The 16,667-nt window shown below is 71.9% G+C and carries 11 protein-coding genes; 8 read left to right on the top strand and 3 right to left on the bottom strand.

The annotated features are described in order from the left end of the window. Positions 1–314: 314 nt before the first annotated feature. Positions 315–3,272, bottom strand: coding sequence for a BTAD domain-containing putative transcriptional regulator (locus ABZO29_RS25135; RefSeq protein WP_367322438.1), 2,958 nt, complete (start codon positions 3,270–3,272; stop codon positions 315–317). Positions 3,273–3,490: 218 nt separating this feature from the next. Here ABZO29_RS25135 and ABZO29_RS25140 point away from each other — a divergent pair, with 218 nt between their 5' ends. The 6 genes from ABZO29_RS25140 to ABZO29_RS25165 all read left to right on the top strand — a co-directional run bounded on the left by ABZO29_RS25140 (position 3,491) and on the right by ABZO29_RS25165 (position 10,918). After that, positions 3,491–4,717: an amidohydrolase family protein gene (locus ABZO29_RS25140; protein WP_367322439.1), complete on the top strand. Its 1,227-nt coding sequence runs from the start codon at positions 3,491–3,493 to the stop codon at positions 4,715–4,717. Between the two features lie 17 nt (positions 4,718–4,734). After that, positions 4,735–5,637, top strand: a complete 903-nt coding sequence (locus ABZO29_RS25145) for an LLM class F420-dependent oxidoreductase (RefSeq protein WP_367326235.1) — start codon at positions 4,735–4,737, stop codon at positions 5,635–5,637. A 10-nt stretch (positions 5,638–5,647) separates the two neighbouring features. Continuing rightward, a complete protein-coding gene (locus ABZO29_RS25150) occupies positions 5,648–6,424 on the top strand; it encodes an SDR family NAD(P)-dependent oxidoreductase (protein WP_367322440.1) in 777 nt (258 codons plus the stop codon). Between the two features lie 98 nt (positions 6,425–6,522). Continuing rightward, positions 6,523–7,641, top strand: coding sequence for an LLM class flavin-dependent oxidoreductase (locus ABZO29_RS25155; RefSeq protein WP_367322441.1), 1,119 nt, complete (start codon positions 6,523–6,525; stop codon positions 7,639–7,641). 98 nt (positions 7,642–7,739) lie between these two features. Continuing rightward, entirely contained in the window at positions 7,740–9,470 is a 1,731-nt protein-coding gene (locus ABZO29_RS25160) for an amidohydrolase family protein (RefSeq protein ID WP_367322442.1), read from the top strand. Next, positions 9,467–10,918, top strand: coding sequence for an aldehyde dehydrogenase family protein (locus ABZO29_RS25165; RefSeq protein ID WP_367322443.1), 1,452 nt, complete (start codon positions 9,467–9,469; stop codon positions 10,916–10,918). Before ABZO29_RS25160 ends, ABZO29_RS25165 begins: the two co-directional genes overlap by 4 nt. A 26-nt stretch (positions 10,919–10,944) precedes the next feature. Here the strand turns inward: ABZO29_RS25165 and ABZO29_RS25170 are convergent, their stop codons facing one another. Beyond that, positions 10,945–11,340 (bottom strand): nitroreductase/quinone reductase family protein, encoded by a 396-nt coding sequence (locus ABZO29_RS25170; protein ID WP_367322444.1) that lies wholly within the window; start codon positions 11,338–11,340, stop codon positions 10,945–10,947. A 108-nt stretch (positions 11,341–11,448) separates the two neighbouring features. On the opposite strand from ABZO29_RS25170, the gene ABZO29_RS25175 reads away from it, so the two are divergent. Continuing rightward, positions 11,449–12,276 carry an endonuclease/exonuclease/phosphatase family protein gene (locus ABZO29_RS25175; RefSeq protein ID WP_367322445.1) on the top strand — a complete coding sequence of 276 codons (828 nt, stop codon included), beginning with the start codon at positions 11,449–11,451 and terminating at the stop codon, positions 12,274–12,276. A gap of 173 nt (positions 12,277–12,449) precedes the next feature. Here the strand turns inward: ABZO29_RS25175 and ABZO29_RS25180 are convergent, their stop codons facing one another. After that, positions 12,450–13,955, bottom strand: a complete 1,506-nt coding sequence (locus ABZO29_RS25180; protein ID WP_367326237.1) for a CehA/McbA family metallohydrolase — start codon at positions 13,953–13,955, stop codon at positions 12,450–12,452. A gap of 107 nt (positions 13,956–14,062) precedes the next feature. On the opposite strand from ABZO29_RS25180, the gene ABZO29_RS25185 reads away from it, so the two are divergent. Further along, positions 14,063–16,648 (top strand): bifunctional FO biosynthesis protein CofGH, encoded by a 2,586-nt coding sequence (locus ABZO29_RS25185; protein ID WP_367322446.1) that lies wholly within the window; start codon positions 14,063–14,065, stop codon positions 16,646–16,648. The last annotated feature ends 19 nt before the right edge of the window (positions 16,649–16,667 follow it).

Genomic DNA, 16,667 nt, shown 5'->3' on the forward strand with positions numbered 1-16,667 from the left:
GCATGGCCTGCGGCGATAAACGAATGATGAACGCCTCGACCAGGGCCGACCGGGCCTGTCCGGCGGATCAAGTCGCAGGGAAGCCGCGGCATCCATGCAGCGCCGGTGAGCGGGGCGATGGGGGTGCCCCCGCGCGAGGTTGTTCGAGCGTGGGGGAGCGTGCAGTTGCAAGGCGGAGGAGGGAGCCGACGCGGAGCGACGGGGGTCCCTCCCGCTCGAGCGGAGTCGAGAGTGGGGGAGACCGACGACAACGCGGCGGATGTGCGTGCCGGGCCCCGCGTCCGCGGCATGATCCGCTGGACGGACCCCAGGACTCAAGCGGCCCGGACGGGGGCCAGCAGCGCGCGCACCTCCACGGCCTCCGGTGAGCCCAGCTCCTCGTAGATCCGCAGCGCTTCCTGCCAGCAGACCTGGGCGCGGCCGAGTTGGCCGATGCCGGTGAGGGCGCGTCCGAGGACGGTCAGGACGTTCCCGCGCCGCCACTCCCCGCCGATGCCGCGCAGCACGGTCAGCGCCATCTCGGCCTTGGTCGCGGCCTCGGCGGGGCGTCGTGCGGCCAGGTCGACCTCGGCCAGGCGGAAGTGGGTCATGCCCTCCCACAGGCGCTGGCGGCTGTCGCGGAAGACCTCCAGGGCCTCGTGGAGCCTGGCGGCCGCCGCGTCCAGTTCGCCGCCCTGGGTGAGGGCAAGGCCGAGTGCGTAGCGGCCGTTGGCGCCCCGCATGGAGTTGCCCATGGCGTCGTAGATGTCGATGCCCTGCTGTGCCAGCGCGACGGCGCTTCTCGTCCGCCCCGTCGCGAGGTGGATCCGGGAGAGGTTGCACAGGGCGCTCGCCTCGCCGGGCCGGTCTCCCAGGGTGCGGAAGTGCTCGATGGCCTGGGAAAGGTGTTCCTCTCCGTCACCGTGGCGGTTCTGGTAGAGCGCGATGATGCCGCGCGCGTTGCTGGCCCAGCAGACGGGCAGCAGGTCGTCGGTCTCCCGGGCCAGGAGGGTGACGCGCTCGGCTGCCCGGTCGGCCAGCTCGAAGCGGCCGCCGACATGCCGGACGGACACCAGGGTCGTCAGGGCCCGCACCTCCGCCCGGGGAACGCCGAACGACTGGGACGCCTCCAGCAGGGCGAGGGCGGTCGCCTCGTATTCCTTGGAGTTCGCCCCGGACTCCGAGAGGTCGTGTGCGGCCCACAGCAGATCGATGGCCCTCGGCAGGGCCTCCTTCCGGCCCGCGGACTGCCGCACGCAGGCCAGCAGGCAGATCGCCTCGGCGTAGAGCCAGTCCTGCGCCTGGTGCCGGTTCCCGAAGGCCAGCCCGGGATACGCCGTGTGCTGCAGGTGGTCCACCAGCCGGTCCCCCGGCCGCTCGATCGCGTAGACGCCCGCCGCGGTCGCCAGGTAGAAGTCCAGCAGCCGCGAGAGCGCCGCCTCTCGTTCCCTCGGCGGCCACTCGTCCCGTTCCGCGCAGGCACGCGCGTAGAGCCGGACCAGATCGTGGTAGCGGTAGCGGCCGGGCGCCGCCGACTCCAGCAGCGACGTGTCCACCAGGGCCTCCAGCAGGTCCTCGGTGTCCTCCACGGGCAGGTCGAGGACCGCCGCGGCCGCCGCCAGCGAGATGTCCGGCCCGTCCGCCAGCCCGAGCAGCCGGAACGCGCGCGCCTGCGCGGGCTCCAGCTGGCCGTAGCCGAGCTCGAAGGTCGCCTTGACCGCCAGGTCGCCGGCCTGGAGTTCGTCCAGGCGGCGGCGCTCGTCCGCGAGCTTCGCCGCCAGCACGGAGACCGTCCAGGTACGGCGGGCGGCCAGGCGCGACGCCGCGATGCGGATCGCCAGCGGCAGGAAGCCGCACGCCGCCACCACGTCCAGCGCGGCCTCCCGCTCGGCCGCGACCCGTTCCTCGCCCACGATCTTCGTGAACAGCTGCAGCGCCTCGTCCGGGGACATCACGTCCAGGTCCACCAGGTGCGCCCCGGCCAGGTCCACCATCCGCACCCGGGACGTGATCAGCGCCGCGCAGCCCTCCGTGCCGGGCAGCAGGGGCCGTACCTGTGCCGCGTCCCGCGCGTTGTCGAGGAGCACCAGGACCCGGCGGCCGTCGAGGACCGACCGGTACAGCGCCGACCGTTCCTCCAGGGAGTCCGGGATCGCGGAGTCGGCCGTGCCCAGGGCACGCAGGAACGACCCCAGCACCGTCTCCGGTTCCGCGGCCCTCGGCCCCGCCCCCTGGAGGTCGACGTAGAGCTGCCCGTCCGGGAACGAGCCCCGCGCCTGGTGCGCCACGTGCACGGCCAGCGTCGTCTTGCCCACGCCGCCGATGCCCGCCAGCGCCGACACCGCCATCACCCGGCCCTCGGCCGACGCCAGCACCTCGCCCAGCTCGGACACGAAGGACACGCGGCCCGTGAAGTCCGGGACCGTCGCCGGAAGTTGCGCGGGGCGCACCGGCGCGGCGGCCGGCTCCGCCTTCGGGGCCGACGGTTCCGCGAGGCCCGGGTCCGCCTGCAGGATGCGCTGCTGCAGCTCGCGCAGACCGGGGCGCGGGTCCACGCCCAGCTCGTCCGCCAGCAGCCGCCGTGTGTCCGCGTAGACCGCCAGCGCCTCCGCCTGGCGGCCGGAGCGGTACAGCGCCAGCATCAGCAGCTCGCGCAGCCGCTCCCGCAGCGGGTGCGCCGCCGTCAGCGCCGTCAGCTCGGACACCGCCTCCGCGTGGCAGCCCTGCTCCAGATCCATGTCCAGGCGGGATTCGAGGAGTTGCAGCCGCCACTCCTCGAGCCGGACCCGCTGGGCCTCCGCGTACGCGCCCGGGACCCCGGCCAGCGTCTCCCCGTCCCACAACGCCAGCGCCCGGCCCAGTACCTCCCGCGCATGGCACAGGTCCCCGGCGTTCTTCGCCTTCTCCGCCTCCGTCGCCAGGTCCTGTGCGACGGCGAGGTCGAGGGCGCCCTCGCCCAGCGAACGGATCGCGTACCCGCCCGACTCGCTCACCAGCACGCCCGGGTCCAGCACCTTCCGCAGCCGGGACGCGTAGGTCCGCACCGCCGCCAGCGCCTGCGACGGCGGCTCCTCGCCCCACAGCGCGTCGATCAGCTCCGCCGCCGTCGCCGTCCGGCCCTCGCGCAGCAGCAGCGCGGCCAGCAGGGCCCGTTGCTGGGGGGAACCCGTGGCCAGCGGCTCCTCGCCGCGCCAGGCCCGCACCGGACCGAGCAGGCTGAAGCGCAGCTCCGCCGGCTCCTCGGAGGAGCCGGGACGCCTCTGCTCCGGCACGCGCGGTTCACCGTCCACCATCGGGGTCCCCCTAGGCATCCTCAACAACTACGTTAGTTTGCCTTGTTCAGGGCGACTGCGTCAGCCGGGGGAGACGCCGATCACAGGCACTGCGCAGCTGGGCGCACGGGATATCACAAGGCCCTCACACGCTCTCCGCACAGTTCCGCGCAGATGCGAGCATCACCAGCGCTTCCGCGTAGCTGACGCACCGTCAGATCAGCGCTACCGTGGCGGACATGGAGACCCATGAGACCTTCCCGCTGATCATCTCCGTCGACGACCACACCGTCGAACCCCCGAACGTCTGGCAGGACCGCCTCCCGAAGAAGTTCCTGGACACCGGTCCGCGCACGGTCCGCGCGCCACTGAAGGAGATGACCTTCCTCGGGGGCCGCTTCAAGCCCGTCATGGGCACTCCCGGCAGCGACGACGGCCCGCTCGGCGACTGGTGGGTCTACGAGGACCTCCACCGCCCCCTCACCCGCCTCGACACCGCGGTCGGCTACAGCAGGGACGAGATCAAGCTCGAGATCATCACCTACGAGCAGATGCGGCCCGGTTCGTACGACGTGCCCGCCCGCCTCGCCGACATGGACGTCAACCACGTCCAGTCGGCCCTCTGCTTCCCCACCTTCCCCCGCTTCTGCGGCCAGACCTTCACCGAGGCCGAGGACCACGAGCTGGGCATGCTCTGCATCCGGGCCTACAACGACTGGATGGTGGAGGAGTGGTGCGGGCCGGACGCGCGGGGCCGGCTCATCCCCCTCACCCTCATCCCCCTCTGGGACGCCGAGCTGGCGGCACAGGAGGTCCGGCGCAACGCGGCCCGCGGCGTGCGCGCCGTCGCCTTCTCCGAGATACCCCCGCACCTCGGCCTGCCCTCCGTCCACACCGACGACTGGGACCCCTTCCTCGCGGCCTGCGCCGAGACCGGCACGGTCATCGCCATGCACATCGGCTCCAGCAGCCGTATGCCCTCCACCTCCGCCGACGCCCCGCCCGCCGTCGGCTCCACCATCACCTTCGCCAACTGCTGCTTCTCGATGGTGGACTGGCTGATGAGCGGCAAGTTCGAGCGCTTCCCCGGCCTCAAGGTCATGTACGCCGAGGGGCAGATCGGGTGGATCCCCTACATCCTCGAGCGCGCCGACGTGGTGTGGGAGGAGAACCGCGGCTGGGGCGGCGTCGCCGACAAGGTCCACCGGCCGCCCTCCGAGCTGTTCGCCGAGCATGTGTACGGCTGTTTCTTCGACGACGCCTTCGGGCTGCGGAACCTCGACTCCATCGGGGTCGGCAACGTGCTGTACGAGACCGACTACCCCCACTCCGACTCCACCTGGCCGAAGTCCCGCGAGGTCGGCGAGGCCCAGATGGGGCACCTGGACCCGGAGGTGGTGGAGCGGATCGTCCGGACGAACGCCATCGAGCTGCTGGGACTCACCCCCGAAGGACTGTGGCGGTGACCGCCCTCTCGTACGGCATGCAGCTCCCCGTCCAGTCCCAGAGCACGATCTACGCCGAGCCCTGGGAGGCCGCCGCCGGTCCCGACGACCTGGTCGCCATCGCCCGGGTCGCCGACCGCTCCGGCTTCGGTTACCTCGCGAGCTGCGACCACGTGGCCATCCCGCGCCGGCTCGCCTCCGCGATGAGCACGGTCTGGTACGACCCCGTCGCCACGCTCGCGTATGTGGCGGCTGTGACCGAGCGGGTGCGGCTGCTCAGTCACGTGGCCGTGGTCGGACTGCGGCATCCGCTCCTGACCGCCAAGCAGTACGCCACCCTCGACCACCTCAGCAAGGGGCGGCTGATCCTCGGGGTCGGGGCCGGACATGTGCAGGAGGAGTTCGAGGCGCTGGGAGTGGACTTCCGGCAGCGCGGTGCCGTGCTCGACGAGTGCGTCGACGCCCTGCGGGCCGCCCTCGGCCCGGACGAGTTCCCCGAACACCACGGCAAGTTCTACGACTTCGAGGGACTCGGCCAGCGCCCCAGGCCGGCCCAGCGGCACGTCCCCCTCTGGGTCGGCGGCTCCTCACCCGCCGCCGTGCGCCGGGCCGCGCTCAAGGGCGACGGGTGGCTCCCGCAGGGAGACCCGCGGGACCGGCTGCCCGAGCAGATCGCCCGCATCAGGCGGCTGCGGACCGAGGCAGGCATCGATGAGCCGCTGACCATCGGCGCCATCACCGAGCCGTTGTACGTCGGCACACCCGCCTGGGACGTCGGCCGGCGCACCCTCACGGGCCCCGCGGACGCACTCGCCGAGTCCCTGCGGGCGTACCGCGCGATGGGCGTGCACCAGATCCAGGTGCGGTTCCGCTGCCGGAGCCGCACCGAACTCACCGACCAGATGGCGGCCTTCGGCGCCGAAGTGGCGCCCGACCTCTGAGGAGTACCGCATGGGCAAGCTCGACGGACGAGTCGTCCTCGTCACCGGCGCCGCACGCGGCCAGGGGGAGCGGGAGGCCCGGCTGTTCAGGCAGGAGGGGGCCGAGGTCGTGGTCGCCGACGTCCTCGACGACCAGGGCGCGGCCCTCGCCGAGGAGATCGGCGCGCTCTTCGTCCACCTCGACGTGGGCCGGGAGGCCGACTGGCGCTCCGCCGTCACCGCGGCCAAGAGGGCGTACGGCCGCATCGACGGGCTGGTCAACAACGCGGGCATCCTGCGCTTCAACTCGCTCGTCGACACACCGCTCGACGAGTTCATGCAGGTCGTCCAGGTCAACCAGGTCGGCTGCTTCCTCGGCGTCAGGACCCTCGCGCCGGTGATCGCCGCCGCGGGCGGCGGGACGATCGTCAACACCGCCTCGTACACCGGCGTGACCGGCATGGCCGCAGTGGGCTCCTACGCGGCGACCAAGCACGCGATCCTCGGCCTCACCCGCGTCGCCGCCCTGGAACTGGCGCACCAGAACATACGCGTCAACGCCATGTGCCCCGGCGCCATCGACACCGCGATGTCCAACCCCTCCCAGCTCGACCCGGACGCGGACGCCGGCGAGACCTCGCAGGCCCTGGACGCGCTCTATCGCAAGCTGGTGCCGCTCGGCCGGATCGGGAGGCCGGAGGAGGTGGCCCGGCTGGCGCTCTTCCTCACCTCCGAGGAGTCCTCCTACATCACCGGGCAGCCGTTCGTGATCGACGGAGGGTGGCTGGCCGGGGTTTCGGTTCTCTGACGCATCGTCAGGTATTGACGGTGCATGCCCGCGGTGCCACAGTCGGCCGCAAGCAAATCTGACGGTGTGTCAGAAGAGACTGGGGACGGTGACTCTCCTTGGAATTCGGGCTGTTTGTACAGGGATACGTGGGCAAGCGCGCCGAGACCGACCCGCTCGCCGAGCACAAGGCGCTGATGGAGGAGACCGAGTACGTCATCCAGGCGGACCGGTCCGGCTTCAAGTACGCCTGGGCGTCCGAGCACCACTTCCTGGAGGAGTACTCCCACCTCTCGGCCAACGACGTCTTCCTCGGCTACCTCGCCCACGCGACGGAACGCATCCACCTCGGGTCGGGGATCTTCAACCCCCTCGCCCAGGTCAACCACCCGGTGAAGGTCGCCGAGAAGGTCGCCATGCTCGACCACCTCTCCAAAAACCGCTTCGAGTTCGGGTCCGGCCGCGGCGCCGGCTCCCACGAGATCCTCGGCTTCCTCCCGGGCGTGACGGACATGAACTACACCAAGGAGATCTGGGAGGAGACGATCGCCGAGTTCCCCAAGATGTGGCTGCAGGACGAGTACGCCGGCTTCCAGGGCAAGCACTGGCAGCTGCCGCCGCGCAAGATCCTGCCCAAGCCGTACGGCAGGTCGCACCCCGCGATGTGGTACGCGGCCGGATCGCCGCCGTCGTACGCCATGGCCGCGAAGAAGGGGCTCGGGGTGCTCGGCTTCAGCATCCAGAAGGTGTCCGACATGGAGTGGGTGCTCGAGCAGTACAAGACGGCGATCGTGAACGCCGAGCCGATCGGGGACTTCGTCAACGACAACGTGATGGTGACGACGACGGCGATCTGTGCGCCCACGCACGACGAGGCGATCTCCATTGCCGTGAACGGCGGGCTGCACTATCTGCCCTCGCTGGTGTTCCGGTACCACGACACCTTCCCGCGGCCCGAGGGATTCCCCGTGTGGCCGGAGACGCTGCCCGAGTACACGGCCGAGTTCGTCGAACTCCTCGTGGAGGAGGAGCTGCTGATCTGCGGCGACCCGGACGAGGTGCTGCGGCAGTGCAAGCGGTGGGAGCAGGCGGGAGCCGATCAGTTGAGTTTCGGGCTGCCGGTGGGGGTGCCGAAGGAGGAGACGCTGCAGACGATTCGGCTGATCGGGGAGCACGTGATTCCGAAGATCGATACGGATCCTGTGCATCGGACTACGCGGTTCCGTCAGGCCGCTTGATCGCCGTCGCGGGGTGCGGGCCGTTCGTGGCTGGTCGCGCAGTTCCCCGCGCCCCTTGAGGTAGATCCACTGCGCCGGGATTCAGGGAGGCAAGGCCCATGCTCGATCACGTCATCAAGGGGGCGACCGTCGTCGACGGGACGGGAGCGCCCGCCTGCACTGCGGACGTCGGTATCCGGGAGGGCCGAATCGCCGCCGTCGGGACCATCACCGAAGAGTCCCGTACCACCGAGGACGCCACCGGACTCGTCCTCGCCCCCGGCTTCGTCGACCCCCACACCCACTACGACGCGCAGCTCTTCTGGGACCCGTACGCCACTCCCTCCCTGAACCATGGAGTGACCACGGTCGCGGCCGGGAACTGCGGGTTCACCCTCGCGCCCCTGAATCCCGCACGCCCCGAGGACGCCGACTACACCCGCCGCATGATGTCCAGGGTGGAGGGCATGTCCCTGGTCGCGCTGGAGGAGGGCGCGCCCTGGAGCTGGCACGGATTCGGGGAGTACCTGGACGCACTGGAGGGCCGGATCGCCGTCAACGCGGGCTTCATGGTGGGGCACTGTGCCCTGCGGCGTTACGTGATGGGCCCGGACGCGGTGGGCGGGCGGCCGAGCGACGAGCAGCTCGCGGAGATCGTCCAGTTGCTCCACGAGGCGATGGACGCGGGTGCCTGGGGCTTCTCCACCACGCAGTCGACGACACACTCCGACGGTGACGGGCGGCCGGTGGCGTCGAGGCACGCCGAGCCGGCGGAGCTGCTCGCGCTCTCGAAGGCGGTCGGCGAGCACGAGGGCACGCAGATCGAGGCGATCGTCGCGGGATGCTTGGACCAGTTCAGCGACGCGGAGATCGACCTGTTCGTGGAGATGAGCGCGACCGCGGGACGCCCCCTGAACTGGAACGTCCTGACCATCGACGCGACCGTGCCCGAGCGTGTGCCCCGGCAGCTGACGGCCAGCGAGCGGGCGCGGAAGGCGGGCGGCCGGGTGGTGGCCCTGACCATGCCGATCCTCACCCCGATGAACATGTCCCTGGGCACGTTCTGCGCGCTGAACCTGATCCCGGGATGGGGGCCGGTCCTCGGCCTTCCGGTCCCGGAACGGATCGAGCGGCTCCGCGACCCCTCCGTGCGCGCGGAGATGCTGAGGCGGGCCGACTCGAAGGAGGCGGGCGTCTTCCGGCGGCTGGCGAACTTCGGGCGGTACGTCATAGGCGACACGTACAGCCCGCAGAACGAGGGCCTCACCGGACGGGTCGTGGGCGACATCGCGGCGGAACGCGGCCAGGACCCCTTCTCCTGCCTGGTGGAGATCTGCGCGGCCGACGACCTGCGTACCGTCCTGTGGCCGATGCCCACCGACAACGACCCGGCGTCCTGGGCGCTGCGGGCCGAGACCTGGCAGCACGAGGACGTGCTGCTCGGCGGCTCCGACGCGGGCGCGCACCTGGACCGCATGTGCGGAGCCCCCTACACGACACGCTTCATCGGCGACTGTCTGCGCGGCCGGAGGCTGGTGGGCCTGGAACAGGCGGTGAAGATGCTGACGGACGACCCGGCGCGGCTGTTCGGGCTGCGCGGCCGGGGCCGGATCGAGGAGGGCTTCCATGCGGACCTGGTCCTCTTCGACCCGGAACGGATCGACGCCGGCAAGGCCACCCTGGTGCACGACCTGCCGGGTGAGAGTCCGCGGCTGGACTCCCGGGCGATCGGGGTGCGGGCCGTGTGGGTCAACGGGGTGGAGGCGATGCGGGACGACGTGGTGACGGGCGCCGTGCCGGGGAAGGTGCTGCGCTCCGGGCGGGACACCGAGACGGTGAGCACGAAGTGAGCGACGGGCAGCGGCTGTTCGTCGGTGGCGCGTGGGTGGAGCCGGACGGCGGCCACTACCAGGTGGTCGACCCGGCGACCGAGGAGACCGTCGGGTGGGCACCGGAGGCCTCGCGGGATCAGGTGCACGCGGCCTGCGCCGCGGCCCGCGAGGCCTTCGGACCGTGGTCGGGCACCGCGCCGGAGGAACGGGCGGCGGTGCTGGCACGCACGGCGGAGATCATCGGAGAGCGCTTCCTGCCGTACGCCGACCTGGCCCGGGCGGAGACCGGGGCGACGACCGGGACGGCGCGCGGCATGCAGGTGGGCGTCGGGGCCGCCCGCTTCCGTCGGTACGCGCGCGTGGAGCCCGCCGAGTGGGCGATCCCGCCGCAGATCAACGAGGCCGGCCCGATGGGGAGGGCGGGCGTGATGGGCGCCCTCGCCCTGCGGCAGCCCGTCGGGGTCGTCACCTGCATCACGTCGTACAACAACCCGTGGGCCAACCCCGCCGGAAAGATCGCACCGGCGCTGGCGATGGGCAACACGGTGGTGGTGAAACCGGCTCCGCAGGACCCGCTGTCGGTCTACCGCATGGCGGAGGCCCTCGAGGCGGCGGGCGCCCCGCCGGGAGTGGTGAACGTGGTCTCGGGCCGTTCGGCCGAGGTCGGCGAGGCGGCCGTGGACTCACCGGACGTCGACATGGTCAGCTTCACGGGATCGACGGCGGTGGGACAGCGCATCGCCGAGGTGTGCGGCCGGGCGATGAAACGCCAGCTGATGGAGCTGGGCGGCAAGGGCGCGGCGGTCGTCTTCGACGACGCGGACATCGGGTCGGCGGTGGCGGGGATCGGCACGACGTTCTCGTTCTACAGCGGACAGATCTGCACGGCGCCGACGAGGGTGCTGGCGCAGCGGGGCGTCTACGACCGCCTGGTCGAACAACTGGCGGCGTACGCACGCCGGTTGAAGGTGGGCGACCCGCGCGAGCCGGACACGGTGGTGGGCCCGGTGATCTCGGCGGCGCACCGCGACCGGGTGGAGTCGTACGTCGAACTGGGCCGCAAGGAGGGCGCGGTGGTCGTCACCGGCGGCGAACGGCCGTCGGCCGACCGGGGTTTCTACGTCGGCCCCACTCTCCTCGCCGACTGCACGAACGACATGCGCGTGGCCCGGGAGGAGATCTTCGGCCCGGTGGTGTCCGTCATCCCCTTCGACGAGGAGGACGAGGGCGTGGCCCTCGCCAACGACACCGACTACGGCCTCATCGACTATGTCTGGTCGGCCGACGTCGCCCGAGCCTTCCGCGTCGCCCGCCGACTGCGGGCCGGCGGCGTCGGCATCAACACGGTCGGCCGCAACATGGAGGCACCGTTCGGCGGCTTCAAGAAGAGCGGGGTGGGCCGGGACGTGGGCTCGTACGCCCTGCACGCGTACAGCGAGGTGCAGGCGATCGTGTGGCCGGGGTGAGGGCGCTCAGGACCCGCTGACCGGCGTCAGCCGTCCAGATCCACCCGCACCGTCAGCAGCCCCGTGCCGAGCACCCGGACCGCGGCGCTGTTGAAGCGGGGCAGGGAACGCAGGCGGGCGATCGGGTCGTCGTCGCGGAGAAGATGGGCCGTGCCCGTGTGCCACCGTCCCCGGATCCGCACCCGCACCCGCGGATCGGCCTTGATGTTGCGGACGTACTGCGACCGCTCGCCGAACTCCGAGACCAGCCAGAAAGAGTCGCCGACGCGCCGGCCGCCCACCGGGGTCCGGCGCGGCACACCTGAGACACGGCCCGTGGTCTCCAGGACCGTCTGCAGGGGGATCCGGCGCAGCACCGGGTTGCCGACGCGACGCTGGAAGGTGGTGGCAGCACGGAACCTGAGGTCGGCGAGGCGGGACATCGTCAGTGGGCTCCTTGTTTCTCGTGATTCCCCGTGGGAGCGGTGGGACGGTCGAACGGTTGCTTCAATGGTCCCCGACGCGGCGTGAACGAGAGCGGGTGGCTGCGAATGCGGGTCGTGACCTGGAACCTGTGGTGGCGCTTCGGGCCCTGGGAAGCGCGCCAGAAGGCGATCCTCGCCGCCCTGCGCGAACTGCGCCCCGATGTCGTCGGACTGCAGGAGGTGTGGGCCGCGGGCGGCGAGAACCTCGCCGAGTGGCTCGCCGCCGAACTCGGCCTGCACTGCGCCTGGGCCCCCTCGCACGCGCCGCAGCGCTGGCAGCGGCGGATCGGGGACGCCACGGTCGGCATCGGCAACGCCGTGCTGAGCAGATGGCCGATCGTGGCCCGCGAGGTGCTGCCGCTGCCCGCGCCGGAGGACATCGACGACGGACGCCTCGCCCTGTACACCCGCCTGGCCGGCCCGGCGTACGAGGTCCCGTTCTTCACCACCCACCTGACCTCGCCCCTGCGTGCCTCGGCGGTACGCCGCCGCCAGGTCACCGCACTCGCCGAGTTCGTCTCCCGGCACCGCGGCGACGGCCCCTTCCCGCCCGTCGTCACCGGCGACTTCAACGCCTGGCCCGACTCCGACGAGATCCGCCTCTTCGGCGGCTACAAGACCGCCCCGGCCGTCCCCGGCCAGGTCCTCTTCGACGCCTGGGAGTACGCCGACCCGTCCGCCCCCTCCGCCACCTGGGACGCGGCGAACCCGTACGCCGCGGCCGCCGGTTGGCCGAGTGTACGGGTCGACTACATCCACGTGGCCCCGCCCGGCCCGGCCGGCCTCGGCCGCGTGCGAGCGGTACGGCGGGCGGGCGACGGCCCCGTGGACGGGGTCTGGCCGTCGGACCATGCGGCGGTCGTCGCGGACCTGACGGACGAGGCCGCCGGCTGACCGGACCAGCGCCCGCCAAGGCCGCGGCCCCCGGCCTGAACGCCTCCCGCCGGGTCGGGCTCAAGTGGCCGGTGTCCTACCTCGACCCGTGGACACGACCGTGTGCGAGCCGTGTGATCCGGTCATGGAGGCGACGGTCCCGGGGCCCTGCGACTTGATCCGCCGGACGGGCCCTAACCGCCCAAAAACACCGGGTTCGTGAACGCCGCCATCGCCCCCGGCAACGGCCCCACCGCAGTCTCGTGCCGCAACTCCGCCCGTACGTACGCCGCGTACGCCGCAGTCGTACGCCACTCCACGACCCCCGCCCCCGACACCGGCAACGGCGCGCTCGTGAACAGCACCCCCTGATCGGTCACGAACCGCACCGTGCAGCGAGGCGCGCCCGTGGCCTCCAGCCGGGCCGTGACCGGCGTGTCCCGGTCGACCCGCAGCCGCTCTCCGATACCGGCGTGCTCGCCCTGCCCGCCCGAAACCGTGAACGCGAGCGAGACGTTCCTCGACTCGGCGACGTACGACCGCCCGGCGCGGAGGCCCTCCTGGACCGCCTCCCGGGTCAGGTCGTCGGCGAGCACCACCGTCTGCGGCAGCCCCACCACGTCCGGGGCCCGGTGCGCGTCGCTGCCGCCCATCGCCGGGATCCAGGCACGGCCGTGACGGACCGACGCGACCAGCATGTTGTCCCACTCCGCGAGCGTCACCTCGTCGTCCGGCGTGTACGGCCCGTTCCACACCTCGACCGCGTCCGCCTCGCCGAAGCCGAACTTCCAGTTGCAGCCGATGCAGGTGGCATGCGGGTGAGCGGGGACGACGAGACCGCCCGCGCTGCGGATCCGGTGGGCGAACCGGCCGAAGCGGTTGTCGCGGGCCCGGTACCGCCAGTCCACGAAGGTGCCGGGGTCCGTGCCCAGCGCCAGCACATGGCCGTTGCGCGTCGTGACCTCCTCGCCCAGCAGCACCAGCAGGTCGTCCCCGGCCACATCCGCCCAATGCGCGTGCCCCGCATGGGTGTTGTGCTCCGACGTGTTGATGAAGTCCAGCCCCGCCGCCCGCGCCAGCGCCGCGATCTCGGCGGGGGTGCGGCGGCCGTCGGAGTACCAGGAGTGGAGATGGCAGTCGCCCCGGTACCAGGCCCGGCCCCGTCCCTCGGCGCGGGAGGGCGGGTAGGTCCGCTCGACGGCCGTCCCCGGCTCCCCGTACGTCAGCGTGATCGTGATCTCGTACGCCAGCCCCTGGGGCGACACCGTGTACGGCCCCAGCGCGATGTGCCACGTACCCTCCCGCACCGGCCCCGGCACATACCCCGGCGTGGCCTCGTCCGCCCGGACGAAGAACTCGGTCCTTGCGCCCCCCGACCAGCCCCGGAAGCCCTCCCCGCCGAGTTCCGTACCGCGCTCGTCGAAGAGGCCGATGTCGAGGGCGTTGCCCGGCGTCCCGGTCGGCACGGCCGGCCTGTCGTAGGTGTACGCGACCCTGATCTCCCGCACTCCGGACGGGACTTCGACGGGGACGTACACGAAGTCCGGCGAGCCGGCCGGCAGCGTGCCCCGTACCGTCCTCGTCTCCCGGTCCCGGCCCGCGGCCGAAGCGAAGCTCACGCCTTCCAACGTAAGGCCGGCCGCGGCGCCCGTCACGAACAGAGCGAGTCGACCGGAAGCGTGATGCCGACCAGCCGGTATGGACAGAACGGTGCCTGAACGGCACCAGTGCCACCGTGTAACGACCTGCCGAGAGGAGGAATCGGGCGTCCCCACCGCCCTGATCAGCTCGAACGTATGCTCAAAGAATGACGACTTCCGCGACCTCCGGAACCGGCCCCACCGAGAACTCCATGCGTCGCGCCCTCAAACGCGCCCGTGACGGCGTCGCCCTCGACGTCTCCGAGGCGGCCGTCCTGCTCCAGGCCCGCGGCGAGGCCCTCGAGGACCTCGCCGCGTCCGCCGCACGGGTGCGGGACGCGGGCCTCGAGGCCGCCGGCCGGCCCGGCGTCATCACGTACTCGAAGAGTGTCTTCATCCCCTTGACCCGGTTGTGCCGGGACAAGTGTCACTACTGCACCTTCGTCACCGTTCCCGGGAAGCTCAGGCGGGCCGGGCACGGGATGTTCATGTCCCCCGACGAGGTCCTCGACATCGCCCGCAAGGGCGCCTCGCTGGGCTGCAAGGAAGCCCTCATCACCCTCGGCGACAAACCCGAGGACCGCTGGCCGGAGGCGCGGGAGTGGCTGGACGCGCACGGCTACGACGACACCATCGCCTACGTCCGCGCCATCTCGGTCCGGATCCTCGAGGAGACGGGGCTGCTGCCCCACCTCAACCCGGGCGTCATGACGTGGACCGACTTCCAGCGGCTCAAGCCCGTCGCGCCGAGCATGGGGATGATGCTGGAGACCACCGCGACCCGGCTGTGGTCCGAGCCCGGCGGCCCCCACCACGGCTCCCCGGACAAGGAGCCGGCCGTGCGCCTGCGCGTCCTCGAGGACGCCGGCCGCTCCTCCGTCCCCTTCACCTCGGGCATCCTCATCGGCATCGGCGAGACGTACGAGGAGCGCGCCGAGTCCCTCTTCGCCCTCCGGAAGATCTCCCGCGCCCACCACGGCGTCCAGGAACTGATCATCCAGAACTTCCGCGCCAAGCCGGACACGGCCATGCGCGGCATGCCCGACGCGGAACTCGACGAGCTGGTCGCCACCGTGGCCGTCGCCCGCCACGTCATGGGCCCGTCCGCCTGTCTGCAGGCCCCGCCCAACCTGGTCGACTCCGAGTACGAGCGGCTCATCGCCGCCGGCATCGACGACTGGGGCGGGGTGTCGCCGCTGACCATCGACCACGTCAACCCCGAACGCCCCTGGCCGCAGATCGAGGAGCTGGCCGCGCGCTCCCGCGCCGCCGGCTTCGAGCTGCGGGAACGGCTGTGCGTGTACCCGGAGTTCGTGCAGCGCGGCGAGCCCTGGCTGGACCCGCGGCTGCGACCGCACGTACGGGCGCTCGCGGACCCGGAGACGGGGCTCGCGCGACCGGACGCCGTCGTCGAGGGGCATCCGTGGCAGGAGCCGGAGGAGGCCTTCGAGTCCTCCGGGCGTACGGACCTGCACCGCACCATCGACACCGAGGGCCGTACGTCCGACCGCCGCGACGACTTCGACGAGGTGTACGGCGACTGGGGCGCCCTGCGCGAGGCGGCCGCCCCCGGCATGGTGCCCGAGCGCATCGACACGGACGTACGGGCGGCGCTGGCCACGGCGGCCGACGACCCCACGAAGCTGACCGACGAGGAGGCGCTGGCGTTGCTGCACGCCGACGGCCCGGCCCTCGACGCGCTCACCCGCATCGCGGACGACGTGCGCAGGGCGGCGGTCGGCGACGACGTGACGTACATCGTCACGCGGAACATCAACTTCACCAACGTCTGCTACACGGGCTGCCGTTTCTGCGCCTTCGCGCAGCGCCGCACCGACGCCGACGCCTACACGCTCTCCCTGGAGCAGGTCGCCGAGCGTGCCCAACAGGCCTGGGACGTGGGCGCGGTGGAGGTCTGCATGCAGGGCGGCATCCATCCGGACCTGCCCGGCACGGCGTACTTCGACATCGCGAAGGCGGTGAAGGAGCGGGTTCCCGGCATGCACGTGCACGCCTTCTCCCCGATGGAGGTCGTCAACGGCGCGACGAGGACGGGTCTTTCGATCCGCGAGTGGCTGACGGCGGCCAAGGAGGCCGGGCTCGACACGATCCCGGGCACGGCGGCCGAGATCCTCGACGACGAGGTCCGCTGGGTCCTGACCAAGGGCAAGCTGCCGACGGCGACCTGGATCGAGGTGATCACGACGGCGCACGAGCTGGGCATCAGGTCGAGCTCGACGATGATGTACGGCCATGTGGACCAGCCGAGGCACTGGCTCGGCCATCTGCGCACGCTGTCCCGGATCCAGCGACAGACGGGCGGTTTCACGGAGTTCGTCACCCTCCCCTTCATCCACACCAACGCGCCGGTGTACCTGGCGGGGATCGCCCGCCCGGGCCCGACGACCCGCGACAACCGTGCGGTGACGGCGATGGCGAGGCTGTTGCTGCACCCGTGGATCCCCAACATCCAGACCAGCTGGGTGAAGCTGGGCACGGAGGGCGCGGCGGAGATGCTCCGCTCCGGGGCGAACGACCTGGGCGGCACGCTGATGGAGGAGACGATCTCGCGGATGGCGGGTTCGTCCTACGGCTCGTACAAGTCGGTCAAGGACCTGGTCGCGGTGGCGGAGGCGGCCGGGCGGCCGGCGAAGCCGCGTACGACGGTGTACGGCGAGGTGCCGGAGGAGCGGCAGCGGGTGGCGGCGGCCTCGGACGGGCATCTGCCGGAGCTGCTGCCGGTGCTGGACTGAGCGGCGGGGGGCTCACAGT

Origin of the sequence: Streptomyces sp. HUAS ZL42 (assembly GCF_040782645.1) — a bacterium.
Classification (GTDB): Bacteria; Actinomycetota; Actinomycetes; order Streptomycetales; family Streptomycetaceae; genus Streptomyces.